The organism is Duganella aceris (assembly GCF_011090165.1).
Classification (GTDB): Bacteria; Pseudomonadota; Gammaproteobacteria; order Burkholderiales; family Burkholderiaceae_D; genus Rugamonas; species Rugamonas aceris.
Map to the genome: position 1 here is coordinate 814,644 of NZ_JAADJT010000001.1, position 26,862 is coordinate 841,505.

26 protein-coding genes are annotated in these 26,862 nt (G+C 67.4%); 18 read left to right on the top strand and 8 right to left on the bottom strand.

Annotation, left to right across the window (positions count from 1 at the left end):
* Positions 1-15 precede the first annotated feature (15 nt).
* Together GW587_RS03590 and GW587_RS03595 are read right to left on the bottom strand one after the other, a co-directional pair.
* Positions 16-534 (bottom strand): RNA polymerase sigma factor, encoded by a 519-nt coding sequence (locus GW587_RS03590; protein ID WP_166098577.1) that lies wholly within the window; start codon positions 532-534, stop codon positions 16-18.
* A 6-nt stretch (positions 535-540) separates the two neighbouring features.
* Positions 541-765, bottom strand: a complete 225-nt coding sequence (locus GW587_RS03595) for a YgaP family membrane protein (protein WP_166098579.1) — start codon at positions 763-765, stop codon at positions 541-543.
* 135 nt (positions 766-900) lie between these two features.
* On the opposite strand from GW587_RS03595, the gene GW587_RS03600 reads away from it, so the two are divergent.
* The 5 genes from GW587_RS03600 (at position 901) to GW587_RS03620 (ending at position 9,387) form a co-directional block, all read left to right on the top strand.
* Positions 901-1,356 (top strand): MarR family winged helix-turn-helix transcriptional regulator, encoded by a 456-nt coding sequence (locus GW587_RS03600; protein ID WP_166098582.1) that lies wholly within the window; start codon positions 901-903, stop codon positions 1,354-1,356.
* A 151-nt stretch (positions 1,357-1,507) separates the two neighbouring features.
* Entirely contained in the window at positions 1,508-2,266 is a 759-nt protein-coding gene (locus tag GW587_RS03605; protein ID WP_166098584.1) for an alpha/beta fold hydrolase, read from the top strand.
* A gap of 151 nt (positions 2,267-2,417) precedes the next feature.
* Positions 2,418-6,077, top strand: coding sequence for a response regulator (locus GW587_RS03610; RefSeq protein WP_166098587.1), 3,660 nt, complete (start codon positions 2,418-2,420; stop codon positions 6,075-6,077).
* A gap of 222 nt (positions 6,078-6,299) precedes the next feature.
* Positions 6,300-8,636, top strand: a complete 2,337-nt coding sequence (locus GW587_RS03615) for a catecholate siderophore receptor Fiu (RefSeq protein WP_166098589.1) — start codon at positions 6,300-6,302, stop codon at positions 8,634-8,636.
* Between the two features lie 73 nt (positions 8,637-8,709).
* Positions 8,710-9,387: a Fe2+-dependent dioxygenase gene (locus tag GW587_RS03620; protein WP_166098591.1), complete on the top strand. Its 678-nt coding sequence runs from the start codon at positions 8,710-8,712 to the stop codon at positions 9,385-9,387.
* Here the strand turns inward: GW587_RS03620 and GW587_RS03625 are convergent.
* The 4 genes from GW587_RS03625 to GW587_RS03640 are packed head-to-tail and all read right to left on the bottom strand — an operon-like array spanning position 9,384 to position 12,523.
* On the bottom strand, positions 9,384-10,121 hold the full coding sequence (locus GW587_RS03625; protein WP_229259267.1) for a substrate-binding periplasmic protein: 738 nt from the start codon (positions 10,119-10,121) through the stop codon (positions 9,384-9,386). The two genes, GW587_RS03620 and GW587_RS03625, sit on opposite strands and share 4 nt — an antisense overlap.
* 52 nt (positions 10,122-10,173) lie before the next feature.
* Positions 10,174-11,052, bottom strand: coding sequence for a LysR family transcriptional regulator (locus GW587_RS03630; protein WP_166098593.1), 879 nt, complete (start codon positions 11,050-11,052; stop codon positions 10,174-10,176).
* Positions 11,049-11,807 (bottom strand): dienelactone hydrolase family protein, encoded by a 759-nt coding sequence (locus GW587_RS03635; protein ID WP_207393317.1) that lies wholly within the window; start codon positions 11,805-11,807, stop codon positions 11,049-11,051. The genes GW587_RS03630 and GW587_RS03635 overlap by 4 nt, the downstream gene beginning before the upstream one ends.
* Complete coding sequence (locus tag GW587_RS03640) at positions 11,804-12,523, bottom strand: SDR family oxidoreductase (RefSeq protein WP_166098595.1); 720 nt, start codon at positions 12,521-12,523, stop codon at positions 11,804-11,806. Before GW587_RS03640 ends, GW587_RS03635 begins: the two co-directional genes overlap by 4 nt.
* 209 nt (positions 12,524-12,732) lie before the next feature.
* Between GW587_RS03640 and GW587_RS03645 the strand changes: the two genes are divergently transcribed.
* From GW587_RS03645 to GW587_RS03695, 11 genes are all read left to right on the top strand, one after another.
* Positions 12,733-13,476 (top strand): SDR family NAD(P)-dependent oxidoreductase, encoded by a 744-nt coding sequence (locus GW587_RS03645; RefSeq protein ID WP_166098598.1) that lies wholly within the window; start codon positions 12,733-12,735, stop codon positions 13,474-13,476.
* On the top strand, positions 13,473-13,820 hold the full coding sequence (locus tag GW587_RS03650) for a hypothetical protein (RefSeq protein ID WP_166098602.1): 348 nt from the start codon (positions 13,473-13,475) through the stop codon (positions 13,818-13,820). The genes GW587_RS03645 and GW587_RS03650 overlap by 4 nt, the downstream gene beginning before the upstream one ends.
* Positions 13,817-14,428: a flavodoxin family protein gene (locus tag GW587_RS03655; protein ID WP_166098605.1), complete on the top strand. Its 612-nt coding sequence runs from the start codon at positions 13,817-13,819 to the stop codon at positions 14,426-14,428. Before GW587_RS03650 ends, GW587_RS03655 begins: the two co-directional genes overlap by 4 nt.
* A 195-nt stretch (positions 14,429-14,623) precedes the next feature.
* Positions 14,624-16,534, top strand: coding sequence for a methyl-accepting chemotaxis protein (locus GW587_RS03660; protein WP_166098608.1), 1,911 nt, complete (start codon positions 14,624-14,626; stop codon positions 16,532-16,534).
* 81 nt (positions 16,535-16,615) lie between these two features.
* A complete protein-coding gene (locus tag GW587_RS03665; RefSeq protein ID WP_166098610.1) occupies positions 16,616-17,671 on the top strand; it encodes a hypothetical protein in 1,056 nt (351 codons plus the stop codon).
* A gap of 117 nt (positions 17,672-17,788) precedes the next feature.
* Positions 17,789-18,922, top strand: a complete 1,134-nt coding sequence (locus GW587_RS03670) for an alkene reductase (protein WP_166098612.1) — start codon at positions 17,789-17,791, stop codon at positions 18,920-18,922.
* Positions 18,919-19,353 carry an OsmC family peroxiredoxin gene (locus tag GW587_RS03675; RefSeq protein WP_166098616.1) on the top strand — a complete coding sequence of 145 codons (435 nt, stop codon included), beginning with the start codon at positions 18,919-18,921 and terminating at the stop codon, positions 19,351-19,353. Before GW587_RS03670 ends, GW587_RS03675 begins: the two co-directional genes overlap by 4 nt.
* Positions 19,354-19,358: 5 nt before the next feature.
* Positions 19,359-19,814, top strand: coding sequence for a hypothetical protein (locus GW587_RS03680; RefSeq protein ID WP_166098619.1), 456 nt, complete (start codon positions 19,359-19,361; stop codon positions 19,812-19,814).
* 103 nt (positions 19,815-19,917) lie between these two features.
* A complete protein-coding gene (locus GW587_RS03685; RefSeq protein WP_166098620.1) occupies positions 19,918-20,562 on the top strand; it encodes a response regulator transcription factor in 645 nt (214 codons plus the stop codon).
* 90 nt (positions 20,563-20,652) lie between these two features.
* The gene (locus GW587_RS03690) at positions 20,653-21,621 is read left to right on the top strand and encodes an alpha/beta fold hydrolase (protein ID WP_166098622.1); all 969 of its coding nucleotides are present in this window, start codon (positions 20,653-20,655) and stop codon (positions 21,619-21,621) included.
* Entirely contained in the window at positions 21,621-22,178 is a 558-nt protein-coding gene (locus GW587_RS03695; RefSeq protein ID WP_166098624.1) for a response regulator transcription factor, read from the top strand. Before GW587_RS03690 ends, GW587_RS03695 begins: the two co-directional genes overlap by 1 nt.
* Here GW587_RS03695 and GW587_RS03700 read toward each other — a convergent pair whose 3' ends face one another.
* Positions 22,179-23,090, bottom strand: coding sequence for an AraC family transcriptional regulator (locus GW587_RS03700; protein ID WP_166098627.1), 912 nt, complete (start codon positions 23,088-23,090; stop codon positions 22,179-22,181).
* Positions 23,091-23,188: 98 nt separating this feature from the next.
* Between GW587_RS03700 and GW587_RS03705 the strand changes: the two genes are divergently transcribed.
* Complete coding sequence (locus GW587_RS03705) at positions 23,189-23,938, top strand: SDR family NAD(P)-dependent oxidoreductase (RefSeq protein ID WP_166098630.1); 750 nt, start codon at positions 23,189-23,191, stop codon at positions 23,936-23,938.
* An 87-nt stretch (positions 23,939-24,025) separates the two neighbouring features.
* On the top strand, positions 24,026-25,309 hold the full coding sequence (locus GW587_RS03710; protein WP_166098632.1) for an MFS transporter: 1,284 nt from the start codon (positions 24,026-24,028) through the stop codon (positions 25,307-25,309).
* Here GW587_RS03710 and GW587_RS03715 read toward each other — a convergent pair.
* A complete protein-coding gene (locus tag GW587_RS03715; RefSeq protein ID WP_166098635.1) occupies positions 25,293-26,852 on the bottom strand; it encodes a TerC family protein in 1,560 nt (519 codons plus the stop codon). The two genes, GW587_RS03710 and GW587_RS03715, sit on opposite strands and share 17 nt — an antisense overlap.
* Between the last annotated feature and the right edge of the window lie 10 nt (positions 26,853-26,862).

Genomic DNA, 26,862 nt, shown 5'->3' on the forward strand with positions numbered 1-26,862 from the left:
GAGCCGATACCGCACTCAGCCTATCAAGTATTCGCGCGCCATCCGCCGGGCGCGGTGCAGCCGGCTCTTGACGGCGGCGCTGCTCTGGCCGATCTGCTCGGCGATCTCGCCGATGCTCATCTCGGCGAAGTCGCGCAGCAGCACCACTTGCAGATAGTCGGCCGGCAGCGACTCCAGCGCGTTGACTAGTTCCAGCCGCAGGCCGGCGGTATCCTGGCTGGCCAGCCATTGTTCGGCGCGCTCGTCGTCCCACGGATCGTGGCCCAGGGCGGCGCGGCCCAATCGATGGCACTCGCGCTTGACCACCTGAAACAGCCAGCCCGAGAACGCGGCCAGCATGCGCACCGACGCCAGCCGACGCGACAGCACCAGCAGCGCTTCCTGCACGGCGTCGTCGACGTCGCCGATCAGGCAGTTGCGTTGGGCGTAGCGGCGGATGTCGGGCTGGCACAGCCGCAACAGCTGCGCCAGGGCCGCCGGATCGCCGCGATGGGCGGCGTCCAGCACGGGGAGATGTTGGTCTGCCAGGCTCATGGTTCCTTACGCTTGTTTCGCTTGCTTGGCGGCCTTGTCGAGGCGGCGGCCGACCATCGCGCACATCGGGCAGAAACCGAACAGGCCGGACGCCACGATGCCGGCGGCCGACAACGCCAGCACCGAACCCCACATACCGCCCAGCACGCTGTAGCCGATCACCACGGCGATCAGGCCGACCACCACGCGCACGACGCGCTCCCAACCCGGTACATTTTTCACATAAAACATTTTGCTCTCCAAATCGTCGCAGAGGAAGTCCCTCGGCTACTAAGAGGGGCGGCGGGCGCGTTTGGATTCGCGGCGTTGAAAATATTTTTGGGGCTTGGGTTTGCATTGCCGCCGGATAGTCGCTAGGCTAACGCGATGACCTCTTCCAAGCTCCCATCCAAGCTGCCGGCGCCGCCTCGGCTGGACCAGCACCTGTGCTTCCTGATCTACAACACCTCGCTCAAGATGACGCAGGTGTACAAGCCACTGCTGTCCGCGCTGAACCTGACTTATCCGCAATACCTGGTGATGGTGGTGCTGTGGGAGGAGGAGGGGCTGGGCATCAAGGACGTGGCGCAGCGCCTGCAGCAGGATTCCGGCTCGGTGACGCCGGTGGTCAAGCGCCTGGAAGCGGAGGGCTATCTGCTGCGCGACCGCGATGCGCGGGACGAGCGCAACCGCGTGCTGACGCTGACGCCGGCCGGCCAGGCCCTGCGCGCCGCCGCCATCAAGGTCAGCGAGGACTTTGCCGCCCAATGCTCGGTCAGCTTCGAAGAGGTGGACTCGCTGATGACCAACCTGCACAAGCTGAACCGCAACCTGGGCGATTGAAAATATTTTCGCATTCCCGCCAATTTAACTTGCACGCGATTTATTAGTGCGCTATATTCACTCCATCGAAACGCGTTCCACGTGAAACGCGTATTAAAAACCCAAATGATTAGCGCGCTAACTATTAGCGTATAACCCGAAAGGAATTATCATGAAACGCACCGCCATCGCACTCGCAGCCACCCTCCTGTCCGCCGCCGCACTGAACGCCGGCGCCGCCACCCCAGCCAGCGACACCACCGTGGTCCTGGTCCATGGCGCCTTCGCCGATGGTTCCAGCTGGGAGAAAGTGATCCCGCTGCTGCAAGCCAAAGGCTTGAAAGTGGTCGCCGTGCAAAATCCGCTGACCTCGCTGGCCGACGACGTCGCCGCCGCCAAGCGCGTGATCGATGCCCAGACCGGCAAGGTCGTGCTGGTCGGCCACTCGTGGGGCGGCATGGTCATCACCGAAGCCGGCACCAGCGACAAGATCAAGGCGCTGGTGTATGTGGCCGCTTTCGCGCCGTCCGAAGGTGAAGCCGCCGGCGCGCTGGGCAAGAACTACGCCGTGCCGCCGGGCATCGCTTCGCTGCAGGCCGACGCCGGCGGCTACCTGTGGGTGCCGGCCGATTCGATCGCCAAGAACTTCGCCCAGGACGTGTCGCCGGCCACCGCCGCGCTGATCGCCGCCACCCAGGGTCCGATCGCCGCCAAGGCCTTCGGCGACGTCACCACCGTGGCCGCCTGGAAAACCAAGCCGAGCTACTACATCGTGGCCGCCAACGACCGCATGATCGCACCGGACCTGGAACGCGCTTTCGCCAAGAAGCTCAACGCCGTCACCACCACGTTGCAAAGCAGCCACGTGCCGATGGTGTCGCAACCGGAGAAGGTCGCCGACGTGATTCTGGCGGCGGTCAACGCCAAGTAAGCGGATAGCAAAAAATAAGTCACAAGTTAATCCCGTTTCATAGCAAGACGGCTGGCGCACGCCAGCCGTTTTCGTTCTTGCAAAGCATGGGCTTTGATAGGAGAATCCCTATGCGTTTTGGCAATTCTGCTTCCACGCCGACAAGGATGAAATGAAGCCACCAGGGATCAAGGCCAAGGTCGCACTCGCGACCAGCATCACGTCGATATTGATGATCGCCCTGGTGACGGTCGTCCAGACCGGGCGCATGCAGGCCGACTTCACCAGAGTCCTGTTCGCCCAGCAAACCGCGCTGGTCAACCGCACCGCCGAGGAGCTCGACGACAAGCTGACGATGCTGCTCGACATCATCGCCGTGTCCGCCCGCAACCAGCCGCTCGACATCGCCAACTCCACCGACAAACTGCGCGCCTATTACCAGGACCGCGCCGTGCTGGCGCTGTTCGACGACCTGCTGGTGCTCGACGCGCGCGGCAAGGTGATCGCCGACCTGCCGGTCAATCCGGGCCGGGTCGGCGTCGACGCCTCCGACCGCGCCTACTTCAAGACCGTGATGCGCACCCGCAAGCCGATGATCACCGAACCCGTCATCGGCAAGATCAACAAGCAGCCGATCGTGCAGATGATCGCGCCGGTGCTCAATCCCAAAGGCGAGGTGGTGGGCGTGCTGCTGGGCGTGCTGAGCCTGTACAAGGACAATATGCTGGGCCATCTGCGCACCGCCAAGGTCGGACAGGCGGGCTACTATTTCGCGCTGACCCGCGGCGACAATCCGCTGTACGTGTTGCATCCCGACATCAGCCGCCTGCTCAAGCCGCGCACCGCCAATCCCAACCCCAATCCCGCCACCACCCAGGCGCTGGAGCAGGGCTTCGAAGGCACGCTGATGGGCATCAACAGCAGCGGCCAGCCGGCGCTCAACAGCTTCCGGCAATTGAAATCGGTGGACTGGCTGCTGGGCACGTCGCTGCCGGCCGACGAAGCGTTCGAACCCTTCGACGGCGTGCTGTACCGCCTGCTGTTGTGGGCCGGGCTGGCCTCGCTGCTGGCGGCGGCGCTGATCGGCTGGGTGACGCTGCGCCTGCTGGCGCCGCTGATCAGGCTGCGCGACACCATGGTCGCACTGCACCGCGACCCGGTCGCGTTCACGCCGCTGCCGGTGCACGCGCGCGACGAGGTCGGCCAGCTGACCTCGGCCTTCAACGACCTGATGCACGAACGGCTGGCGGCCGACGCCCGCCTGCAGAGCCTGGTTGAGTTCGCGCCCAACGCCATCGTCGTGGTCGGCGTCGACGGCCGCATCGAAACCTTCAACCGCGAGGGCGAGCGCTGCTTCGGCTACGGCCGCGACGAGGTGCTGGGCCAGCCGCTGGAAATCCTGGTGCCGGAACGGCTGCGCGCGGCGCACGCCGGCCACCGCGTCAGGTTCTTCGCCGACCGCCTCAGCGCCGAGCCGGTGCGCATGGGCCAGGGCACGGTGCTGTTCGGCCAGCGCCGCGACGGCAGCGAGTTCCCGGTCGAGATCAACCTCAGCGCGGTGCGCACCGACCAGGGCACCAAGGTGCTGGCGGTGATTTCCGACATCACCGAGCGCCACCGGCTGCGGCTGGAGGTCGAGGCGCGCGCGGTGGAGCTGGAGCGCGAACGCGACCGCGCCGAGGCGGCCAACCGCGCCAAGAGCGATTTCGTCGCCAACATGAGCCATGAGATCCGCACCCCGATGAACGCGGTGCTGGGCATGGTCTACCTGCTCGGCAACACCGCGCTGTCGCAGCAGCAGCGCAAGTACCTGAACATGGTGCGCGTGTCCGGCCAGTCGCTGCTGGGCATCCTCAACGACGTGCTGGACTTCTCCAAGATCGAGGCGCGCCACATGGAGCTGTCGCCGGTCGACTTCCTGCTCGACGACACCCTGAATTCGCTGGCCACGATGATGACCATGAACGCCAGCGACAAGGAGCTGGAGCTGGCCATCAGCGTCGATCCGGCGGTGCCGCGCTATCTGCGCGGCGACTCGATGCGGCTGCAGCAAATCCTGGTCAACCTGGCCGGCAACGCGATCAAGTTCACCGAGCAGGGCGAGGTGGTGGTCGGCATCGAGCTGAGCGCGCGCGACGAACACAACGCGCTGCTGCGCTTCGAGGTGCGCGACTCCGGCATCGGCATGACCGAAGCGCAGCAGGGACAGCTGTTCAACGCCTTCTCGCAGGGCGACCAGAGCATCACCCGGCGCTTCGGCGGCACCGGCCTGGGGCTGGCGATCACCAAGCGCCTGATCGAGCTGATGGGCGGTCAGATCGCCGTCAACAGCCGGCAGGGCCAGGGATCGACCTTCTGGTTCAGCCTTCCGTTCGAGATTCCGGCCGAGCAGCCCGAGGAGCGCCGCAAGCCGGCGCTGGGCCAGTTGCGCCTGCTGGTGGCCGACGACAACCGCACCAGCCGCGAACTGATCTCGCGGCTGATCCGCGCCTGGGGCTGGCAGGCCGACGAGGTCGATTCCGGCGCCGCCGCGCTGCGCCGCTACCGCCAGAGCCTGGACCAGCAGCCGTACGACGTGGTGCTGGCCGACTGGCACATGCCCGGCATGGACCGACTGGCCACGGCCAAGGGCATCCGCCAGGCCGCCAGCGAGCACGGGCGGCCCGGCCGCGCGCAGCCGATCGTGGTCATGGTCAACGCCTTCGCCCGCGACCGCATGGACGAGATCTCGCACGCGCCGGAGGCCGACGTGGTGCTGGTCAAGCCGATCACCGGCTCCAGCCTGTTCGACGCGCTGCACCAGGCGCTGGTGTCCACGACCGATCCGGAGTCGCGCGGCGCGGCCGAGCACGGCATCGGCGGCACGCTGACCGGGGTGCACTTCCTGCTGGTCGAGGACAATGTGCTGAACCAGGCGGTGGCGCGCGGCATCCTGGAGCACGCCGGCGCCACGCTGGACGTGGTCGGCGACGGCCAGCAGGCGGTCGAACGCATGCGGGTCGACGCCGCCCGCTACGACCTGGTGCTGATGGACATGCAGATGCCGGTGATGGACGGCTTCACCGCCACCCGCCTGCTGCGCCAGGAACTCAAGCTGACGCTGCCGATCATCGCCATGACCGCCGGCGTGCTGGAGTCCGAGCGCGAGCACACGGTGGCGGCCGGCATCACCGATTTCATCGCCAAGCCGATCGAGGTCGAGGAAATGCTGGCGGTGCTGCTGCGCCACCTGCGCAAGCGCCAGTCCGCCACGGCCGCCCCGGCCGCCGCCATGCCGGTGCCGGCGCCGCTGCCCGCGCCCTTGCGCACGCCTGCGCCCGCGCCGGCTTCCGTGCCGGCCGCCGCCGCCGCGCCGCCGGCGCCGAAACCGGCCCCGGTGCTGGACGACATCGCCGACATGCTGGCCTCGATGGCCGCCGCCGCCGCGCCACCAGCGGCGGCGCCGACGCCGGCCCCGTCCGCGCCGCCGGCCGAACCGGCCGTCTTCAACATGGACAGCCTGATGCGCGTGATGGGCAAAGACGCCAAGGGCCGCGCCGTGATGGTCAAGATGGTGCGCGGCGCCATCGAGACCGGCATGCAGCCGGCCGACCTGGCCGGCCAGGCGCTGCAGGAAGGCCGCATGCGCGACGCCGCGCGCATGTTCCACAGCCTGCGCGGCGCGGTCGGCGTGCTGGGCGCCAAGCGCCTGATCCAGGCCACGATCGACGCCGAGGACGCCATCAACGAGCAGCGCGAGCACGAACTCGGCGAGCGCTACCAGACCGTGCGCGCCGAACTGGAACAGACCCTGGCCCAGGCCCGCGCCTGGCTCGACCGCGAAGACGCCTGAGCGGCGCAAAATTCCCTCGGAAACATCTCAATTCGCCAATTTGCAACACTTCTCCCATAGGGGAAACGCGTATCGAAATGGTATTGATAACAATTCGCATTTACGTTATTGCAAAATGTTGTTACAATCTCACCCATTCGATTACCTACCCCCGGCAGCCGGACGCAGATCGCAGCAGTTTTACGCGCAGCCAGCCGTCACCATTCTGGAAGAAAGAAGCACATGGCAATGATCAAGAGTCGCAAACACGCGCAGTCGCGTTTCAACCAACACATGAGTGCGGCTCTGGCCGTGATGCTGCTGCCGGTCGCGGCCCACGCCGTCGACGCGACCACCGCGCCGGACGCCGCCACCCCGCAAAAACTGCAGGAAGTGCAAGTCCAGGGCAACCGCGAGAACGACTTCAAGGCCGAACGCGCCTCGTCCGCCAAGTACACCGAAAAACTGGTCGACACCGCCCAGACCCTGACCGTCATCAAGAAAGAACTGATCGAACAGCAAGGCGCCGTCACGCTGACCGAAGCGCTGCGCAACACCCCGGGCGTGGGCGCCTTCTTCCTGGGTGAAAACGGCAACACCACCACCGGCGACGCCATCTACATGCGCGGCTTCGACGCCTCCAGCAGCATCTACGTCGACGGCGTGCGCGACATGGGCTCGATCTCGCGCGACACCTTCAACATCGAACAGATCGACGTGCTCAAGGGCCCGGCCGGCACCGACAACGGCCGCAGCTCGCCGACCGGTTCGATCAACCTGGTCAGCAAGCAGCCATTGCTGGAAGATGCCTACCTCGGTTCCGTCACCTTCGGCAGCGGCCAGCAAAAGCGCGGCACCGCCGACCTCAACAAAGTGATCGACGCCAACAGCGGCACCGCCTTCCGCCTCAACCTGCTCGACCAGGACAGCGGCAATCCGGCGCGCGACATGGTCAAGAACAAGCGCTGGGCGGTGGCGCCGTCGGTCGCCTTCGGCCTCGGTTCGCCGACCCGCATCTACCTGAACTACCTGCACGTCAAGCAGGACAACGTGCCGGACGGCGGCGTGCTGACCATCGGCCTGCCGGGCTACAGCTCGCCGGCCGCCGCCACCGCGACCGACGCCGAAAAAGCCCGCCTGGCGGTGCTGAACACGGCGCCGCGCGTCGATCCGAAAAACTTCTACGGCTCGACCCTGGACCATGACGACGTCACCGCCGACATGTTCACCGCGCGCTTCGAGCACGACTTCGCCAACGGCGTCAAACTGCAGAACACCACCCGCGCCGGCAAGACCGAGCAGAACTACCTGCTGACCTCGTTCATGGCCACCGGCGCCAACCTGATCCTGACCGGTCCGATGGACACCTGGACCATGGCGCGCACCAACCTGACCTACCGCGACGCCAGCAACAAGATCTTCACCAACCAGACCACCGCGACCCAGGAATTCGCCACCGGCGCCGTCAAGCACACCGTGGTGGGCGGCCTGGAGCTGACCACCGAGAAACAGATCAACTACACGATCGCCGCGATCGGCGGCGTCACGCTGCCGCGCACCAACATCTACTACCCGAACCCGCACGCGGCGGTCAGCATTCCTTCGGCCCGCACCGGCGCGCAGGGCAACGGCAGCACCGACACCCAGAGCGTGTACCTGTTCGACACCGCCAAGATCGGCGACAAGTGGATCCTGAACGGTGGCGTGCGCGTCGACCACTACACCACCACCTATGACGCGGTGGCGCTCCAGGCCGCGGTCACGGCGCCGGCGCCGCAATTGATCCCGATCGGCACCCGCCTCGCCACCAACCTGAAAACCGGCGACAACCTGGTCAACGGCAAGCTGTCGGCGCTGTACAAGCTGACTCCGGAGAGCAGCTTCTACGCCCTGGTGGCCAGCTCGAAATCGCCGCCGGGCGGCACCAACTTCACGCTGAGCGCGGCCGCCAACAGCGCCGCCAACGTCAACTACGATCCGCAGGAAACCACCTCCTACGAGCTCGGCACCAAGTGGGACCTGCTGGCGCAGAAACTGTCGCTGTCGGCCGCGCTGTACCGCACCGACGTCAAGAACGAAGTGGAAGTCGATCCGACCAACGCCGCCGTGTTCTACCAGAACGGCAAGAAGCGCGTCGAGGGGATCGAACTGGGCGTGACCGGCGAAATCACCCGTGGCTGGCTGGTCAGCGCAGGCTACACCCGCATGAACACCAAGGTCGAAGCCGGCCGCGTGGTCACCGCCAACGGCGAGAACCAGCTGAGCTACACGCCTAAGCAGGCGTTCACCTCGTGGACCTCGTACACGCTGCCGTTCGGCCTGCAGATCGGCGGCGGCGCCCGCTTCACCGACAAGCTGCTGCGCGGCACCGACGGCGCGGTCGGCACCCCGGCCTACGTCAACTCGTCGTGGGTGTTCGATGCGATGGCGTCGTATCCGATCAACAAGAACTTCGATGTCCGCCTGAACGTGTACAACCTGGCCGACAAAGAGTACGTCGCCCAGATTAACAAATCCGGCTACCGTTACACCCCGGGCAGCCCACGCGCCGCCAGCCTGACCGCCAACGTCAAGTTCTAAGCGCCGGTTCCGATTCCGGGTTGCTGGGCCCCGCCTTCACCGGCGGGGCTTTTTACATTCAGGAGAGACCATCATGATGCTGCACATCCCCGAGGTACTGAGCCGCGAGCAGGTGGCCGAGCTGCGCCGCCGCCTCGACCAGTCCGACTGGATCGACGGCCGCGCCACCGTCGGCACGCAGGGCGCCAAGGTCAAGCAGAACCGGCAGTTGCCGGAAACCTCGGCGCTGGGGCTGGAGCTGGGGCGGATCGTGCTCGACGCGCTGGGCCGCAATCCGCTGTTCTTCTCGGCCGCGCTGCCGCTGCGCACGATTCCGCCGCTGTTCAACAGCTACGCCGGCGGCGAGCACTACGGCGCCCACATCGACGGCGCGATGCGCCGCATCCCCGGCGGTCCCTGGCTGCGCACCGACGTCTCGTCGACGCTGTTCCTCAGCGACCCGGACGAGTACGATGGCGGCGAGCTGATCGTCACCGACGCCTACGGCGAGCACGAAGTGAAGCTGCCGGCGGGGGATCTGATCTTGTATCCGTCGACCAGCATCCACCGCGTCGAGCCGGTGACGCGCGGCGCGCGGGTGTGTTCGTTCTTCTGGACCCAGAGCATGGTGCGCGACGACATGCGGCGCGGCCTGCTGCTGGAACTGGACCAGAACATCCAGAGCCTGCGCGCCCGCCTCGGCGACTGCCCGGAACTGGTCGGCCTGACCGGCCATTATCACAATCTGCTGCGGCAGTGGAGCGAGGTCTAGGCGAGGCCGTAGCGCGCCAGGATGCGGCGCTTGGCGCCGTCGGCCTCCATCGCGGCCATGGCGCGGCGGAACAACTGCACGTCGTCCTCGTCGAAGTCGAGCGACCCGGCCAGCCAGGCGGTGGTGCTACGCAACGGCGCGCCGACCTCGAACTGGTTTTCGGCGGAACGGCTTTGCAGCGACGCGCGGATGATGTTGCGTTCGCCGAAAGCCGCGTCCGCCATGCCGGCCACCAGGAAGCGGTGGATCTCGTCGATGCTGGCCGCCTCGACCAGGTTGTTGTAGCCCAGCTCCGCCAGGATCGCCGCCTGGGCCGCGCCGCGCAGCAGCGTGATGCGGCGGTCCTTCATCTCCGCCACCCGGCTCAGGTCGAAATTGCCACGGCGCGGCGCGAGGAAGCCGTACTGCTCCTCGTACAGCGGCGCCAGCCAGCGGAATTGCGCCTCCCTGTCGGGCAGGCGGGTCAGCGGAAAGATCGCCGTGGCCGGCATGCTGGTGGCCAGGAACACGGCGCGCCGCCACGGCACGAATTCCGTCTCCGGCGCCAGCTTCGCCCGCCGGCACAGCTCGCGCACCATTTCCATCAGCGCGCCCGGACGGCTCCGGTCGTCCTCCAACACCAGCGGCGGCAGATGCGCCGTCACCAGCCGCATCCGCGCGGCCACGCCCGCCCGCGCGCCGGGCGCCAGCGCCAGCAACGCCGGCAAGGTGAGTATGGTTCGTCGTTTGATCATGACGCTCTTTGTAGCATATCCGCCGCCGGGCGTGCGGCTTTAAGCGAAACGGCTACAGCAACTGCGACAGGAAGCTGGTGAACAGCCGCACCTTTTGCGACGGCGTACGGCCGGCCGGGTAGACGGCGTGCAGGTCGACCGGCTCCAGCTTGTAGCCGGGCAGCGCCGGCACCAGCTGGCCCGACGCCAGCTCGTCGCGGCACATCAGCGTGGCCGCGCGCGCCAGGCCCAGGCCGTGGCAGGCGCTGGCGATCGCCGCTTCCGCCGAATTGAGCAGGAAGCGCGGCTCGACCTTGATGGTGTCGGTCTTGCCGTCGCGCTCGAAGCTCCACGGCCAGTTGGCGGCCACCAGCGGGCCGACGATCAGGTCGTGCTGCGCCAGCTCGGCCGGCGCTTGCGGCGCGCCGCGTTCGGCCAGGTAGGCGGGCGAGGCCACCAGCATGCGCTCCAGGCTGGCCAGCTTGCGCGCGCCGAAGCCGGAATCGCTCATCTTGCCGAAGCGGATCGCGACGTCGACGCCGTCCGCCACCAGGTCCTGCATATTGTCGGAGGTGAGGAATTCGATCTTCAGCTGTGGATGGTCTTTCAGGAACAGCGGCAGGCCGGGAATCAGGATCTTGATGCACAGCACCGACGGCAGCGCCACCCGCAGCACGCCGCGCAGGCTGTCGATGCCGCGCGCCGATTCGTCGGCGTCCTCCAGGTCGTACAGGATTTGCCGCGCCTTGCGCAGGAAGGCCACGCCGGCCTCGGTCGGCACGATGCGGCGCGTGCTGCGCAACAGCAGCTTGATGCCCAGCCGCGTCTCCAGCTCCGAGACGATGCGCGACACCGACGGCTGCGACAGCCCCAGGTCGCGCGCGGTGGCGGAAAAACTGCCGGTGTCGGCGGCGCGCACGAACACCATCAACTCCTGGAAACGGTCGTTCATTGCTTGCTCCCCAGCTTGCGCCCGAACAGGTCCAGCAGGCGCTCCCAATGGCGCTCCGCCGCGTCGGCATTGTAGACCAGCCGCTCGGGGAAGGCGAAGCCGTGCCAGACGTCCGGATACAGCTCGACCCGGGCGTCGGCGCCGGCCGCTTGCAGCGCGGCGCTGAACGGCGCCAGTTGCTCCATCGGCGCGAACGGATCGATGCCGGCCCAGCCGACATAGATTTCAGCGCGCGCGTCGCGCACCACCCGATGCGGACTGTCTTCGCGCTCGGTCATCAGATGGGTGCCGTAGAAACAGGCCGCCGCCGCGATCTCGTCCGCAAAACGCGCCGCCGCGTTCAGCGCGTACTGGCCGCTCATGCAGTAACCGACGCAGCCCAGCGCACCGGGCGCCGCCGCCGGATCCGCGCGCGCGTGGGCGATCAGCGCGGCGGTGTCGGCCATCACAAGCTCGATGCCGATGCTGCCCATCAGGCGGCCGATCAGCTGCTTGTGTTGCGCGTCCTCGTCGCCGCGAAACGGCCCCATGTCGCCGTGATGGCTGCGGTAATACAGGTCCGGCAGCATGACGTAATAGCCGGCCGCCGCCAGCCGCCGGCACATGGCGCGCAATTCCTCGCGCATGCCCGGCGCATCCATGTAGAAGATCAGCGCCGGGTGCGCGCCGGCGCCCTGCGGATGGCAGATCCAGGTCGGCATCGCGCCGTCCCTGGTGGCGATCTCGGCCTGGCGCTGGTGCACGGCCACGCTCATGCGGCGCGCTTGCCGATCGAGCCGCCGCCGTCGACGTGCAGCGTCTGGCCGGTGATGTAGCCGGCGTCCTCGGACAGCAGGAAGGCGATGGCGGCGGCGATCTCGTCCGGCTGGCCGAAGCGGCCCATCGGCACGAAGGCCAGCATGCGCGCCTCGTTGTCGCTGCCGATCGGGCTGTTGGCGCGGAACAGTTCGGTCTCGGTCGGGCCGGGCGCGACCGCGTTGACGGTGATGCCGGTGCTGGCCAGTTCCAGCGCCCAGGTGCGGGCGAAGCTGGTCAACGCCGACTTGGCGGCGGCGTAGGCGCTGCGCGCCGGCGTGCCGAGGATGGTCAGGCTGGAGATGTTGACCACGCGGCCCCATTGCTGCTCGCGCATCTGCGGCAGCAGCGCCTGGGTGGCTTGCACCGCCGCGTGCAGGTTGAGGCGCATCACTTCATCCAGGTCGTCCAGCGTGATCGCGCCCAGCAGCTGCGGACGCACCAGGCCGACGTTGTTGACCAGGCCGTCGAAGCGGTATTCGGCGGTCAGCTGTTCCAGCACGCGCGCGGTGGCGGCGGCGTCGCCCAGGTCGACGCTGACCAGCTTGCCGGGGAAGCCGGCGTCGGCGCCGCGCGCCAGGCCGACCACCTGGTGGCCGCTGTCGTGCAGGCGCTGCGCCAGCGCCAGGCCGATCCCTTTGCTGGCGCCGGAAATGAGGTAGGTGCGTTGCTTCATGATGTACTCCCGTGGGAAATAAGATGGCTCCAGTGTGGCCTATCCTGCGCCCGCCTACTATCCAGCCCGGGTGGAATTCATATATTTGCTCACCGAATAAATAGCTCGCATTCGCGCAGCGGATAAATGTCATCCGGCGGCGGCGTCTACTGATCCCTGTCTTGCGTCCATAGAATATCAGACATCAAAACAGATCTCGGGAGTAAAAAATGAACAAGGTACTCAAAGGTAAAGTGGCGCTGGTCACCGGCGGTTCACGCGGCATCGGCGCCGCATCGGCGATGGCGCTGGCGGCGCAGGGCGCCGACGTGGCGATCAGCTACACCGCCAACGGCGACAAGGCGGCGCTGGTGGTCGCGGCGCTGCAGGCGCAGGGCGTCAGGGCGGCCGCCTTCCAGTCCGACCAGGGCCAGCAGCAGCAAGCCACGCAACTGGTGGCCGAGGTGGTGCAAGCCTTCGGCCGGCTCGACATCCTGGTGGCCAACGCCGGCGCCTTCGAAGCCGGCGACAGCATTCAGGGCGACGCCGCCGCCTTCAACCGCATGCGCGCCGTCAACGTCGACGGCGTGATCGCCACCATCCGCGCCGCCGGCCAGGTAATCGGCGACAACGGCCGCATCATCGCCATGGCCTCGGCCGCCGCGACCCGCGTCGGCGTGCCCGGCCTGGCCGACTATGCCGCCAGCAAGGCCGCGCTGGTCGGCTATGTCAAGGGCGTATCGCGCGATCTCGGGCCGAAGGGCATCACCGTCAACGCGCTCGGCATCGGCCCGATCGAGACCGACATGAATCCGAACGTGGGCGACTTCGCCAGCTTCCTGACCTCGACCACGGCGCTGGGCCGCTACGGGCGTCCGGAAGAGATCGGCGCGGTGGTGGCCTTCCTGGCGTCGCCGGAGGCCAGCTTCATCACCGGCTGCGTGGTGCCGGTCGACGGCGGCGTGACGGCGTGAGCACGCCGCAGGCCGGCGATCCGGCCTTCTTCGCCGAACTGGCGCCGGACGCCGTGCTGCACGCTTCGATCCTGGCCACTCCGGTGGCCGGCGCCGAGGCGGTGCGCGGCGCGATCCGCCGCATCGCCGGCTTCTACAGTGGCATGACGGTGGACTTTCACGGCGCCGCCGGTGCGCGCCAGCTGCTGCAATACCACGCCGGCCTCGGCGACGACTCCGTGGTGATCCACGCCATGGTGGTCATGACCCGCGACGCCGCCAACGCGATCACCGCCGTCGAAATCGGCTACTACCCGCTGGCCGCCGCACGGCTGCTGGCCAACCTCTACCAGGAACCAAGATGAAGCAAGCAATCACCGTCGCGGTGGTCTACCACAGCGGCTACGGACACACCGAAAAACAAGCGCAGGCCGTGGCCAAAGGCGCCGCCGCCGTCGAGGGCAGCGAAGTGCTGCTGGTGAAGGTCGACCAGGTCGAACAATACTGGGACCGGCTGCAACAATGCGACGCGCTGATCTTCGGCGCACCGACCTATATGGGCAGCGCCTCGGCGCAATTCAAAGGCTTCATGGACGCCACCTCCAAGGTCGTCTTCAACGCCTTCCAGAACGGCGGCGCCGGCTGGGGCGACAAGGTTGCGGCCGGCTTCACCAACTCCGCCTCGCGCTCGGGCGACAAACTGGCCACCCTGCAGCAATTGGCGATCTTCGCCGCGCAGCACGGCATGCATTGGGTCAACCTCGGCCTGGCGCCGGGACACAACGCCAGCACCACCAGCGAGGACACGCTGAACCGCCACGGCTTCTTCCTCGGCGCCGGCGCGCAGTCGGACGCCGACACCGGTCCCGACCTCGGCCCGAGCCAGGCCGACCTGCTGACCGCCGAACACCTGGGCAAACGCGTGGCGGGCGTGGCGCGGCAATTGGCCGCCGGCCGGAAAATACTTGCCTAAAAACACGCAAGCATGACATGATGAAGACCAAAGTTTGCCTTCATCGTTGCGTATTTCCGTCCGGCGCCAGCCACCTTTCATGACGCTAGTCGCGAGTTTCGCGCCCCGGCAAGAAAAGAAAATTTCCACGTCATTGCATGTTGTTCATGCGCGCCATCGCGCGCATGCCGGACACGTCATACCTTAGGAGAAATTATGTTTTCGAAGATGAAAGTGGCGACCCGCCTGGCATTGGGTTTCGGCGCGGTGGTGATCCTGCTGTTGCTGCTGTCCGTGATCAGCCTGACGCGCATGGCGGAGATGGACAACGGCGTCGATCTGATCCTGGAAGACCGTTATCCCAAGGTGGTGCTGGCCAACGAGGCGATGACGCGCACCATCGACAACGGCCGCCAGCTGCGCAGCATGCTGTTGTACACCAGCGACGAGGAGCGCGACAAATACAAGGCGGTGGCGGAAACCAACCGCGCCCGCGTGGCCGAGGCGCTGGCCAAGCTCGACAAGATGATCAGCAGCGACAAGGGCCGCCAGCTGTTCCGCGACATCACCGACAAGAGCACCGCGCTGAACGCCGCCTACAACGAGCTGTACGGCTTGATCAAGAGCGATCCGAAAAAAGCGCTCGACTACATGAAGGAGCAGTTCGTCACGGTCAACAACGGCTACTTGGCCTCGCTGGAGGCGCTGGTCAAGTTCCAGACCGAACTGATGGAACAGGGCCGCATCGCCGCATCGGACACCTACGAAAGCACACGCCGGCTGGTGTTCCTGCTGTCGGGTGCGGCGATCCTGATCGCGATCGCGGTGGCGTGGCTGATCACGGCCAGCCTGGTCAAAAGCCTCGGCGGCGAGCCGGGCTACGCGGCCGAGCTGATGACGCGCATCTCCAACGGCGACCTCAGCGGAGAAGTGAAGACCCGGCCCGGCGACCAGGGCAGCATGCTGTTGGCGGTCAAGGACATGGTGGGCAAGCTGCAACAGGTGATCGACGGCCAGCGCACGGTGGTGGCGGCGGCCAACCGCGGCAATTTCGACGCCCGCGTCGACCTCAACGGCCTGCAGGGCTTCCAGCGTGAAATGGGCGAAGGCTTGAACCAGCTGGCGGTCACCACCGGCTCCAGCATCGGCGACGTGGTGCGGGTGATGGGCGCGATGTCGGAAGGCGACCTGACGCAGAGCATCGACAAGCCGTACGAAGGCGCGTTCGGCGAGCTGAAGGATTACGCCAACAACACCATGGCCAAGCTGGCCGAGGTGGTGGCCGAAGTCAACGCCAACGCCGAAAGCCTGGCCGCCGCGTCGGAGCAGGTCAGCGCCACCTCGCAATCGCTGGCGCAGGCGTCCAGCGAACAGGCGGCGGGGGTCGAGGAGACTTCGGCCTCGGTGGAGCAGATGACGGCCTCGGTGGCGCAGAACACCGACAACGCCAAGGTCACCGACGCCATGGCCAGCCGCGCCGCGCGCGAAGCCAGCGAGGGCGGCGACGCGGTGCGCTCGACGGTGTCGGCGATGAAGCAGATCGCCGCCAAGGTGCTGATCATCGACGACATCGCCTACCAGACCAATCTGCTGGCGCTGAACGCGGCGATCGAAGCGGCGCGCGCGGGCGAGCACGGCAAGGGCTTCGCGGTGGTCGCGGCCGAGGTGCGCAAGCTGGCCGAGCGCAGCCAGATCGCGGCGCAGGAAATCGGCGAGGTCGCCACCAGCAGCGTCCACCTGGCCGAGCAGGCCGGCAAGATGCTGGGCGAGATGGTGCCGAACATCAAGAAGACCTCGGACCTGGTGCAGGAAATCACCGCCGCGTCGGAGGAGCAATCGGCCGGCCTGGCGCAGATCAACGCCGCCATCGCGCAGCTGAGCCAGACCACGCAGCAGAACGCGGCCGGCTCGGAGGAGCTGGCGTCGACCGCCGAGCAGATGAGCAGCCAGGCCGAGGAATTGCAGCAGACCATGGGCTTCTTCCAGCTCAGCGGCGGCGTCGGCGGCCGCCGCGCGGCGCGCCCGCCGGCCGCCAATCACGGCCGCGCGCCGATGCGGCCGATGCCGGTGCGGCAGGTCGCGCTGTCCGGCGTGGCGCCGGACGAATCGAAGTTCGTGCGCTATTGACCGCCCGGCTATCCCCCAAACTGGAACTTATCTTCCACCGCTGATCTCCTTATGATCGTTTTTTTATCATAAGGAGTAGCAATGTCGTCCACCATTTCCGACCTCCGCCCACTGGCGACAGTGAGCGGACGTCGTCCCCTGTGGTTCGCGGCGCCGGCCGCGGCGCTGATTTATCCCTTTCCACTGATGGCGTTCCACGCGGCGACCGGCATGATCGCCACCGGCGCCGTGACGGGCTGGCTGATCGCGGCGTTGTCGCTGGCGCTGGCGATCGCCTTGCCGGTGGTCGCGCTGCTGGCGGCGATGCGCCTGTCGCTGGTCTACCGCCCGACGGCGGCGGAACTGCTGGCGCGTCGGGTCGCCTTGCTGGCGGTGGCGGCGCCGCCGCTGTTTACGTTCATCGGCGTCATCTTCCTGCTGTTGGGCGCACCGCAACTGGATGTCTGGTTCGTCAGCGCGATGTGGCTGCTGCTGGCGGTGGCGATCCGCTACGCCGACAATCGCGCGCCGGCCGCCATGTCGGCCCCGAATCCGCATGGAAAAATGCGCGTGGCGCACGGCGCGGCGGCGGTGCTGGTGCTGGTCTATATCGCCTTCCACTTCAGCAACCATCTGTTCGGCCTGATCGGCGACGAAGCCCATACGGCGGTGATGAAGCTCTTCCGCGTGGTGTACCGCGCCGCATGGGTCGAACCGATACTGCTGGCCGGGTTCGCGTTCCTGATCGTCTCCGGCGCGCAGATGGCCTGGCGCCTGACCGAGCGCGGCACCGACCGTTATCGCACTTTCCAGATCGCCGCCGGCATTTATCTGATCTTCGCCGTGATCAGCCATCTGAACGCGGTGCTGTATCTGGCGCGCGTGCACCTGGGCATCGACACCGACTGGGCCTTCGCCACCGGCGCGCCGGTCGGCATGATCAAGGATGCCTGGAGCATCCGCCTGGTACCGTACTACCTGCTGGGGGCGTTCTTCGTGGTCGCCCACACCTTTTCCGGCCTGCGCGTGGTGATGCTGGCGCACGGCGCACGCAAGCCGCTGGCCGACACGGTCATGCTGTGCGGCGCGGCGTTCGCGGCGCTGCTGTCGACCGTCATCATCCTGGCCATGTGCGGCCTGCGCCTGCATTTCGTCTAAGCGCGGCGGCGCAGAAATATACTAAGTGCCAGATTGTGCGGCCGCGCCGGCCTGACCACAATGGATCATCGCCAGGCCCGCTGACGGATGCGGGCGGCATTCCATTCGAGGCGGGCCATGACCGACGCGGTAGCAGATCCCTTGTTCCAACCCTTGCGTGCCGGCGCGCTGCGGCTGCGCAGCCGAGTCGTGATGCCGCCGCTGACGCGCATGCGCGCCGGCGACGGCGGCGTGCCCGCTGCGCTAAGCGCCGTGTACTACGCGCAGCGCGCCTCGGCCGGGCTGATCGTCACCGAAGCGACCCACATCAGCGCAGGCGCGCGCGGCCTGCCGTCGGTGCCCGGCATCTACACGCCGCGACAGATCGACGGCTGGCGTCACATCAGCGACGCGGTGCACGCCGCCGGCGGCGTCATCGTGCAGCAGCTATTCCATGTCGGTCGCCTGTCGCATCCGTCGCACCGCGATGGCGCGGCGCCGCTCGGCCCCTCTGCCATCACCGCGCCGGGACAAGGCTACGCGGCCGACGCCACGTTGCGCGATTTCGTCGCGCCGCACGCGCTGGCGCTCGATGAGATCCCCGCCATCGTCGCCGAGTTCCGCCAGGCCGCGCTCAACGCGCGCGCCGCCGGCATGGACGGCATCGAACTGCATGCGGCCAACGGCTATCTGCTGGAACAATTCCTGGTCGACGGCAGCAACCAGCGCGCAGACCATTACGGCGGCGCGATCCACAACCGCGCCCGGCTGCTGCTGGAGGTGCTGGACGCGGTCTGCGCCGCCATCGGCGCCGACCGCGTCGGCGTGCGGCTGTCGCCGTTCGGCAGAGCGGGGGGCAGCCACGACAGCGATCCGGCCGCGCTGTACGCCCACGTCATCGCCTCGATCAGCCGCCGCCGCAACGCCTACCTGCATCTGATCGAAGCGCGCGCCTCGGGCGTCGGCCGCAGCGACCAGTTGCCGGAGACCGCGATCGGGGTGGCGCCGCTATTCCGCCCGTTGTACGACGGCGTGCTGATCTCGTCCGGCGGCTACAGCCACGCATCGGCCGAGGCCGCACTGCTGGCAGGCCACGCCGACGCGATCGGCTTCGGCCGCATGTTCATCGCCAATCCCGACCTCCCGGCGCGGCTGCTGCGCGGCGCGCCGTTGCAGCCCTATCAGCGCGCCACTTTCTACGGCGGCGGCGCCGAAGGCTATACCGACTACCCCGCGCTGTACCCACCCCCACCTGAAAGAGAGAAGCCATGAAAATCACACGACGCGCAAATGTCAGCTGGAGCGGCGGCATGAAGACCGGCGACGGCGCCATCAGCACCCAGAGCGGGGCGCTGGACCGGCATCCCTACGGCTACGGCAGCCGTTTCGAACAGCTCAGCGGCACCAACCCGGAAGAGCTGCTGGCCGCCTCGCACGCCGGCTGTTTCACCATGTTCCTGGCCTATGTGCTGGAGCTGGAACAGTTGACACCCGACCTGCTGGAAACCAAGGCCGCGATCACCTTCGAAGTGAGCGACAGCGGCTTCGACATCACCACCAGCCACCTGACCCTGGTGGCGAAAATCCCAGGCATCGACCCGGCCCGCTTCAACCAGCTGGTGGCCCAGGCCGAGACCGGCTGCGCGATCTCCAAGGTGATGCGCGCCAAGATCAGCGTCGAAGCGACGCTGTTGCCGGCGTAAGCGCGATGACGCCCAACTCGGACCAAGCCGCCCGCGCCGCGCCGCCGCCGGGACCGGGCGACGCCTGGCGCGCGGTGCTGCGCAGCGCCACGGCGGCGGAATTCGCCGCCGCCTTCCGCGCCGACGTTTTCCTTGAGGCGACCGTGTTTAACGGCCGCGCCATCGGCCCGGACGCGTTGCGCGCCTTTTTCGGCGCCACGCGCGACATGTACGACAGCATCGCCTTCACCGCCCAGCTGGACGACGGCTGGCAGACGCTGCTGACCTGGCAAGGCGGCGCGTTCGGCAACCGGCCGCTGCACGGCGCCACGCTGCTGCGCTACGACGCCCACGGACTGATCGCCGGCGTCACGCTGTTCCACGCGCCGCTGGACATGGCGCTGGCCTGTTCCGCCTACCTGCGCCGCCAGCTGGGCGACAGCCTCGGCAGGGAAGTCGATTGGCACACCACGCCGCTGTAATAGCTATTCGCCCGGCAAATAAGTGTAATCCGTTGCAAGCTGCTAGTTGGCAAGCCTTGCCATCCTTACACTGAGGCGGTCAATAATGTCGCCAGGAGTCCGCATGCAACAACCACCCCACGCCGACGGAGTGGTGTATGTCGTCCAGCAGGACAGCGCAGTCTGCGACATGCTGCGCAGGCTACTGGTGAAGGCCGGCCTGACCGTGTGCGCGCTCGACGACCACAGCCAGTTCCGTGGCGCGTGGATGCCGCAGCGGTCCGGCTGCCTGATCGTGCCGCCGCAGGATGGCGACGACGGCGTCGCGCTGCTGCTGCGCCAGCTGGCGCTGCGCCGCCACGCGCTGCCGGTGATCTACCTCGGCCCCTGCTCCGACGTGCAGACGGCGGTGCGGGCGATGAAGGCTGGGGCGCTGGACTTCCTGGTGATGCCGGCGCGGCCCGAGGAGATCGTCGCCGCCGTCGGCGAGGCGCTGGCCGAGGACCAGCAACGCCGCCTGCACGCGGCGGCGCAGACGCGGGTCGGCGAGCGCTACGCCACGCTGTCGCGGCGCGAACGCCAGGTGTTCAGCCTGGTCGTGACCGGCTTGATGAACAAGCACATGGCCGACCAGCTGTGCCTGAGCGAATCGTCGATCAAGATCCACCGCAGCAATGTGATGAAGAAGATGGGCGCGCGCACGCTGGTCGACCTGGTGCACATGAACCAGCTGATCGGCATGGGATCGCAAAAGCATACCAATGGATAGCTTGTTGCGCCTTCGGCACGGCGGCAGAATGGTCCGGCTGTCATCCATCCCACCAGCGCCAGCAAAGGCGCGCATTGAAAGGCTACGCCGATGAACAACGCCACCCGCACCGAATTGCCGAACTCCCGCCGCCAGGCATTGATCGGCGCCGCGCAAGCGACCGCGCTGGCCGGTGCCGCCGTGCTGGCCATGCCGCCGCAAGCGCAGGCCGCCGCACAGTCGCCGTCGCCCGCCGGCGGTTCCGCCAGCGCCAGGGACGGCACCCGCATCTTCTACCGCGACAGCGGCGGCAACGGCCAGCCGGTGGTGTTCTCGCACGGCTGGCCGCTGTCCGGCGCGGCGTGGGAGGCGCAGCTGCTGTTCCTCGGCCAGCAAGGCTACCGTGTGATCGCGGTCGACCGTCGCGGCCACGGCGAGTCCGGCACCACCTGGGACGGCAACGACATGGACCACTACGGCGACGACCTGGCCGCTGTAATCGATGCGCTGAACCTGAAGCGCGCGGTGCTGATCGGCCATTCCACCGGCGGCGGCGAGGTGGCGCGCTACATCGGCCGCCACGGCACCAGGCGGGTGGCCAAGGTGGTGCTGATCGCCGCCGTCACGCCTTACATGATCAAGGCCGACAACAATCCCACAGGCGCGCCGAAGGAAGTGTTCGACGGCCTGCGCGCCGGCGTCTCGGGCGTGCGCTCGCAGTTCTACCGCGACCTGGCAATGCCGTTCTTCGGCTTCAACCGCCCCGCCAACAAGCCGGTGCAGGGATTGATCGAAGACTTCTACCGCATGGGCATGCGCAGCGACATCAAGGCGTCGTTCGACTGCATCAAGGCCTTTTCCGAAACCGACATGCGCGCCGACCTGGCCAAGATCGACGTGCCGACGCTGCTGTTGCACGGCGACGACGACCAGATCGTACCGATCGGGATTTCGTCCCAGCTCGCGGTCAAGCTGATCAAGGGCGCCACCTTGAAGGTGCATCCCGGCGCGCCGCACGGCATGGCGATGACCATGCCGGCCACCATCAACGCCGACCTGCTGGCGTTCCTGCGCGCCTGATGGGCATCACGGTACTGGTGGCGCATCGGCTGCCGTTGATCCAGGCCGGCCTGGTCGCCATCCTGGCGGCGCAGGACGGCATCAGCGTGGTCCCGCCGTCGTCCACCCTGGCCGATGTGGCGGTGACCGACTTCGACGGCTTCATGGCCGCCGACGCATGCTGGTGCTGTCCGGTCATCCTGGTCATGCCGCAGGCCGGCGAGCGGGAAGTGCGGGCCGCCGTGCAACACGGCGCGCGCGGCTACCTCACGCAGACTTGCGCGGCGGCCGAACTGATCGACGCGGTGCGGGTCATCGCTGAAGGCTGCAGCTATTTCGACGGCGCGGCCGCGCAGTCGCTGCGGCCCTGCAACCTGACGTCGCGCGAGCGCGAGGTGTTGGCGCTGCTGGCCGAAGGCGGCAGCAATAAGGCGATCGCGCGCGACCTGGGCATCGGCTGCGGCACGGTCAAGTCCCACCTCAAGTCGCTGATGCACAAGCTCGATGTCAGCAGCCGCACCCAGGCCGTGGTCGTGGCCGCGCAGCGCGGCATGGTGTGGACCGAGCATCGTCCGTGATCAGACCAGCTGTTCCGCAGCGCCGCGCGCGTAGCGCGTCGGCGCCAGCCCGACGTGGCGGGTGAAGGCGACGCTGAACGCGCTGGCCGAGCCGTAGCCGACCCGCTCGGCCACCTCGGCCACATTGCCGTCGTGGTGCCGCAGCAGATGCTTGGCCCACGCCATGCGCCAACGCAGCAGGTACTCCATCGGCGCGACGCCGACCGCGCGGCTGAAGCGTTCGAAGAATGCCGAGCGCGACAGCGCGGCCGTCTTGGCCAGTTCCGCCACGGTCCAGGAACGGGTCATGTCCTCGTGCATGCGGCGGATCGCGGCGGCCAGGCGCTCGTCGGCCAGTCCGCGCAGCAGCCCCGGCGAGGCGGCGGTGCCGGCGCCGGAGCGCAGCGCTTCGATCAGCAGCACTTCCAGCAGGTGCGACAGGATCACCTCGCGCCCCGGCCGTTGCGCGCGCGATTCCTCGCCCAGCAAGCGCACGATCGTCACCAGTCGCTGTTCGCCGCGCACGTGCATCAGCTGCGGCAGCAACGACACCAGCAAGGCCGCGTCCGGCGAGCCGAATCGGCAATAGCCCAGCAGCAGCACCACATCCGGCGCCGCATCGGCGGGGCCATGTCTGAATTCGCCGGGACGCACCGCGACCGGCTCGGAATCGGCGTCGGCCGGCACCATGTCCTCCAGGCTGGACATGACGAAGCCTTCGGCCTGCGGGATCAGGATGAAATCGTCCTGCCGCAGCACGATCGGCTCGCGCCCGTCGACGGCGAGGCGGCAGGCGCCGCTCAGGATCACGCAATAGAAGGGCTGGCCGACATCGGTGCGGCGCACGCGCCACGGACCGGCCGAGCTCACCACTTTCGAGAATCTGGCCTGCGGCTGCAACAGCGTGACCACCTCGGCGAGTGGATCTATCATTACCGGACTCCTGCACATGAAACATGGACTGTTGATTGTAGCAAGTCCGGCGGCGCGCGGCTACAGTGGTTCCATCGTCAACCACTTACAGGATTTTCATGAAAACCGTCCTCATCACCGGCTGCTCGTCCGGCTTCGGCCTCGACACCGCGCAATACTTCCTCGACCGCGACTGGAACGTCATCGCCACCATGCGCACGCCGCGCGAAGACGTGTTGCCGCGCTCCGAACGTCTGCGGGTGCTGGCGCTGGACGTCACCGACGCCGACAGCATCCGCCGCGCCGTCGCGGAGGCGGGGCCGATCGACGTGCTGGTCAACAACGCCGGCATTGGCATGCTGGGCGCGCTCGAAGGCGCGACGCTGGACAACCTGCGCGCGGTCGTCGAGACCAACACCATCGGCACCATGGCCATGACGCAGGCCGTGCTGCCGCAGTTCCGCCAGCGCCGGGCCGGGGTAGTGGTCAACGTCACCTCGAGCGTGACCTTGAAAGCGCTGCCGCTGCTGGCGGTGTACACCGGCAGCAAGGCGGCAGTGAACGCCTTCACCGAATCGCTGGCGCTGGAGCTGCGCCAGTTCGACGTGCGGGTCCACCTGGTGCTGCCGGGACGCGCGCCCGACACCCGCTTCGGCGCCAACGCGCAGCCACGGATGCAGGGCGGCATTCCCGACGCCTACGCCGACCTGGCGCAGAACATCTTCGCCGAATGGTCGACCCAGACCGAGGTCACGCGCGGCATCGACGTGGCGGAAGCGGTATGGCGCGCCGCGAACGACCCCACGTCCCCGCTGCGCATCGCCGCCGGCGCGGATGCCGTGGCGTTGGCGGGCACCAGCGCCGGCTAACGCAATTTCTGCCCGGACATCGTGTCGTGAACTATACTCGCCTTCCTTTTCCCGATTTACAGCGGGCAGCGCTGCGTATATTCCGACATGATCCACACCTCAGCCGACCTGGCGACTCCGCCCCGTATCCGCCGTAGCCAGCGCCTGGCGCTGGTGCTGCTGGTGGTGTGCGGCGTCATCAATTACCTGGACCGCGCCACCCTGGCGGTGGCCAACGAATTCATCCGCGCCGACCTCGGTCTGTCGCTCGGCCAGATGGGGCTGCTGTTGTCGGCGTTCTCGTGGAGTTATGCGCTGTGCCAGTTGCCGGTCGGCGCGCTGGTCGACAAGATCGGGCCGCGCTGGCTGCTCGGCATCGGCCTGGTGGTGTGGTCGCTGGCCCAGGCGGCCGGCGGACTGGCGTCGACCTTCGGCTACTTCGTGATCGCGCGCATCGCGCTAGGCATCGGCGAGGCGCCGCAGTTTCCGGCGGCGGCGCGGGTGGTCAGCAACTGGTTCCCGCTGCGCGCGCGCGGCACGCCGACCGGCGTCTACAACTCGGCCTCGCCGCTGGGCGTGGCGCTCGCGCCCTTGTTGCTGTCGCCGTTGATCGTCGCGACCAGCTGGCATTGGGCCTTCTTCGTCACCGGCGCGATGGGGCTGGTGGCGGCGCTGGTCTGGATCGCCTTGTATCGCGATCCGGTGCATGCCGGCATGTCTGCCGCCGAGCGCGCCTATCTCGAAGCGGACGGCGCCGGCGGCGAGCGGCCGGCCAGCAGCTTCGCCGCCTGGCGCGCGCTGTTCCGGCACCGCACCACCTGGGGCATGATGCTCGGCTTCTTCGGTTCGGTGTATCTGAACTGGGTGTATCTGACCTGGCTGCCCGGCTACCTGCGCACCGAGCGGCATATGGACCTGGCTTACGCCGGCATGGCGGCCTCGGTGCCGTTCATCTGCGGCTTCGCCGGCGCCTTGATCGCGGGCTGGGCATCCGACCGCGTCGCCCGCGCCGCCGTGTCGCCGTTGTCGGGCCGCCGCAACGCGGTGGTGGTGTCGACGCTGGGCATGGTGGCGTTCACGATTCCGGCGGCGCTGGCCGACAGCAATGTGGTGGCGGTGGCCTGCATCGCCGTCGTCATCTTCCTCGCCAACGCCTCGTCGGCCTGCGCCTGGTCGCTGGCCACGGTGGCGGCGCCGCCGAGCCGCATCGCGTCGCTCGGCGCGCTACAGAACTTCGGCGGCTTCCTCGGCGGCGCGCTGGCACCGATCCTGACCGGCTACATCGCGCAGACCTGGTCCTTCGTACCGGCCTTGCTGACCGGCGCCGCGATCGCCTTCTGCGGCGCCATGTCGTATCACTTCCTGGTGGTGCGGCCTATTCCTGAGCAATAGCCTCGGCGACCGGCAGGCGCGTCACCAGCACCGTGGCGATGCGCCGCTCCTGGACTTCCAGAACTTCGAATCGCAGGCCGTCGAACTCGATCTGTTCTCCCGCCTGCGGCAGCGTGGTGAAGCGTTCAAGCAGGAAGCCGGCCAGCGAACTGTAGTCGCCGCCGTCGGCGGCCAACGCGTCGCTATGCAGCACCTGCTGCAGGTACAGCAGATCCGCCGTGCCGTCGATTTTCCATTGGTCGTCGCCAAGCGACTGCACCACGGGCTGCTCGTTCTCGTCGGGGAATTCGCCGGCGATCGCCTCCAGGATATCGACCGGCGTCACCAGGCCCTGGATCGTGCCGTACTCGTCGGCGATCAGCACCAGCTGGCCGTGCGAGCGCTTCAGTGTTTCCATCACTTTCAAGACGCCGACCGAGTCCGGCATGACGATGGGCTTGCGCAGGCTGGCGAGCTTGATTTGCCCGTGCAGCGACAGATCGACGATCAGATCCTTGGCGCGCGCGATGCCGACGATGTCGTCGAGCTGGCCGCGACACACCGGGAAGAAGCTGTGCGGCGTGGCCAGGATCTGCTGGCGCAGCGTCGCCGCGTCGCCGGTCAGGTCGAGCCAGGTCAGGTCCGAGCGCGTGGTCATGATGGAACGGATCGAGCGCTGCGACAGGCTCAGCACGCCGCTGACCATATTGCGCTCCTCATTGTCGAAGGCGGACGGCTCGGGCACCGCCATCTCACTTTCCGCCTCCTGGCTGATCTCCGCGCGCGAGCGGTTGCCCAGCAGGCGCAGCACGGCGTTGGCGGTGCGGTCGCGCAGCGGCACGTGCGCATCCTTCTTCGCGAAGTTTTTGCGCGCCAGCTGATTGAAGAATTCGATCACGATGGAGAAGCCGATCGCGGCGTACAGATAGCCTTTCGGAATCTTGAAGCCGATGCCTTCGGCGACCAGGCTCAGACCGATCATCAGCAGGAAGCTCAGGCACAGCACCACCACCGTCGGGTGGGCGTTGACGAAGCGGGTCAGAGGCTTGGAGGCGAAAATCATCACCGCCATCGAGATGACCACCGCCGCCATCATCACGCCCAGCTGCTCGACCATGCCGACTGCGGTGATCACCGCGTCGAGCGAGAACACCGCGTCCAGCACGATGATCTGCGCGATCACCGCCGCCAGGCTGGCGTACACGCGCGGGCCGGTGTGGACGTGGGACTTGCCCTCGACCCGCTCGTGCAACTCCATGGTCGCCTTGAACAGCAGGAAAATCCCGCCCAGCAGCAGGATCAGGTCGCGGCCGGAAATCGGCGTCCCCGCCACCGAGAACAGCGGCTCGGTCAGCGTCACCATCCACGAGATCATGGTCAGCAGGCCGAGCCGCATCAGCATCGCCAGCGACAGGCCGATCAGCCGGGCTTTGTCGCGCTGCTGCGGCGGAACCTTCTCGGCCAGGATGGCGATGAAGATCAGATTGTCGATGCCCAGCACGATCTCCAGCACGACCAGCGTCAGCAAGCCCACCCAGATGTTGGGGTCGAAAAACCATTCCATAATCATTACC

Excerpts from the sequence above, each read along its gene's own strand:
- GW587_RS03615 (WP_166098589.1), top strand. The coding sequence starts at position 6,300 with ATGGCAATGATCAAGAGTCGCAAACACGCGCAGTCGCGTTTCAACCAA.
- GW587_RS03595 (WP_166098579.1), bottom strand. The coding sequence starts at position 765 with ATGTTTTATGTGAAAAATGTACCGGGTTGGGAGCGCGTCGTGCGCGTG.
- GW587_RS03655 (WP_166098605.1), top strand. The coding sequence starts at position 13,817 with ATGAAGCAAGCAATCACCGTCGCGGTGGTCTACCACAGCGGCTACGGA.
- GW587_RS03635 (WP_207393317.1), bottom strand. The coding sequence starts at position 11,807 with ATGAGCGTGGCCGTGCACCAGCGCCAGGCCGAGATCGCCACCAGGGAC.
- GW587_RS03660 (WP_166098608.1), top strand. The coding sequence starts at position 14,624 with ATGTTTTCGAAGATGAAAGTGGCGACCCGCCTGGCATTGGGTTTCGGC.
- GW587_RS03690 (WP_166098622.1), top strand. The coding sequence starts at position 20,653 with ATGAACAACGCCACCCGCACCGAATTGCCGAACTCCCGCCGCCAGGCA.
- GW587_RS03665 (WP_166098610.1), top strand. The coding sequence starts at position 16,616 with ATGTCGTCCACCATTTCCGACCTCCGCCCACTGGCGACAGTGAGCGGA.
- GW587_RS03645 (WP_166098598.1), top strand. The coding sequence starts at position 12,733 with ATGAACAAGGTACTCAAAGGTAAAGTGGCGCTGGTCACCGGCGGTTCA.
- GW587_RS03715 (WP_166098635.1), bottom strand. The coding sequence starts at position 26,852 with ATGGAATGGTTTTTCGACCCCAACATCTGGGTGGGCTTGCTGACGCTG.
- GW587_RS03705 (WP_166098630.1), top strand. The coding sequence starts at position 23,189 with ATGAAAACCGTCCTCATCACCGGCTGCTCGTCCGGCTTCGGCCTCGAC.
- GW587_RS03685 (WP_166098620.1), top strand. The coding sequence starts at position 19,918 with ATGCAACAACCACCCCACGCCGACGGAGTGGTGTATGTCGTCCAGCAG.
- GW587_RS03600 (WP_166098582.1), top strand. The coding sequence starts at position 901 with ATGACCTCTTCCAAGCTCCCATCCAAGCTGCCGGCGCCGCCTCGGCTG.
- GW587_RS03695 (WP_166098624.1), top strand. The coding sequence starts at position 21,621 with ATGGGCATCACGGTACTGGTGGCGCATCGGCTGCCGTTGATCCAGGCC.
- GW587_RS03620 (WP_166098591.1), top strand. The coding sequence starts at position 8,710 with ATGATGCTGCACATCCCCGAGGTACTGAGCCGCGAGCAGGTGGCCGAG.
- GW587_RS03640 (WP_166098595.1), bottom strand. The coding sequence starts at position 12,523 with ATGAAGCAACGCACCTACCTCATTTCCGGCGCCAGCAAAGGGATCGGC.
- GW587_RS03675 (WP_166098616.1), top strand. The coding sequence starts at position 18,919 with ATGAAAATCACACGACGCGCAAATGTCAGCTGGAGCGGCGGCATGAAG.
- GW587_RS03700 (WP_166098627.1), bottom strand. The coding sequence starts at position 23,090 with ATGATAGATCCACTCGCCGAGGTGGTCACGCTGTTGCAGCCGCAGGCC.
- GW587_RS03630 (WP_166098593.1), bottom strand. The coding sequence starts at position 11,052 with ATGAACGACCGTTTCCAGGAGTTGATGGTGTTCGTGCGCGCCGCCGAC.
- GW587_RS03625 (WP_229259267.1), bottom strand. The coding sequence starts at position 10,121 with ATGATCAAACGACGAACCATACTCACCTTGCCGGCGTTGCTGGCGCTG.
- GW587_RS03605 (WP_166098584.1), top strand. The coding sequence starts at position 1,508 with ATGAAACGCACCGCCATCGCACTCGCAGCCACCCTCCTGTCCGCCGCC.
- GW587_RS03710 (WP_166098632.1), top strand. The coding sequence starts at position 24,026 with ATGATCCACACCTCAGCCGACCTGGCGACTCCGCCCCGTATCCGCCGT.
- GW587_RS03670 (WP_166098612.1), top strand. The coding sequence starts at position 17,789 with ATGACCGACGCGGTAGCAGATCCCTTGTTCCAACCCTTGCGTGCCGGC.
- GW587_RS03590 (WP_166098577.1), bottom strand. The coding sequence starts at position 534 with ATGAGCCTGGCAGACCAACATCTCCCCGTGCTGGACGCCGCCCATCGC.
- GW587_RS03680 (WP_166098619.1), top strand. The coding sequence starts at position 19,359 with ATGACGCCCAACTCGGACCAAGCCGCCCGCGCCGCGCCGCCGCCGGGA.
- GW587_RS03610 (WP_166098587.1), top strand. The coding sequence starts at position 2,418 with ATGAAGCCACCAGGGATCAAGGCCAAGGTCGCACTCGCGACCAGCATC.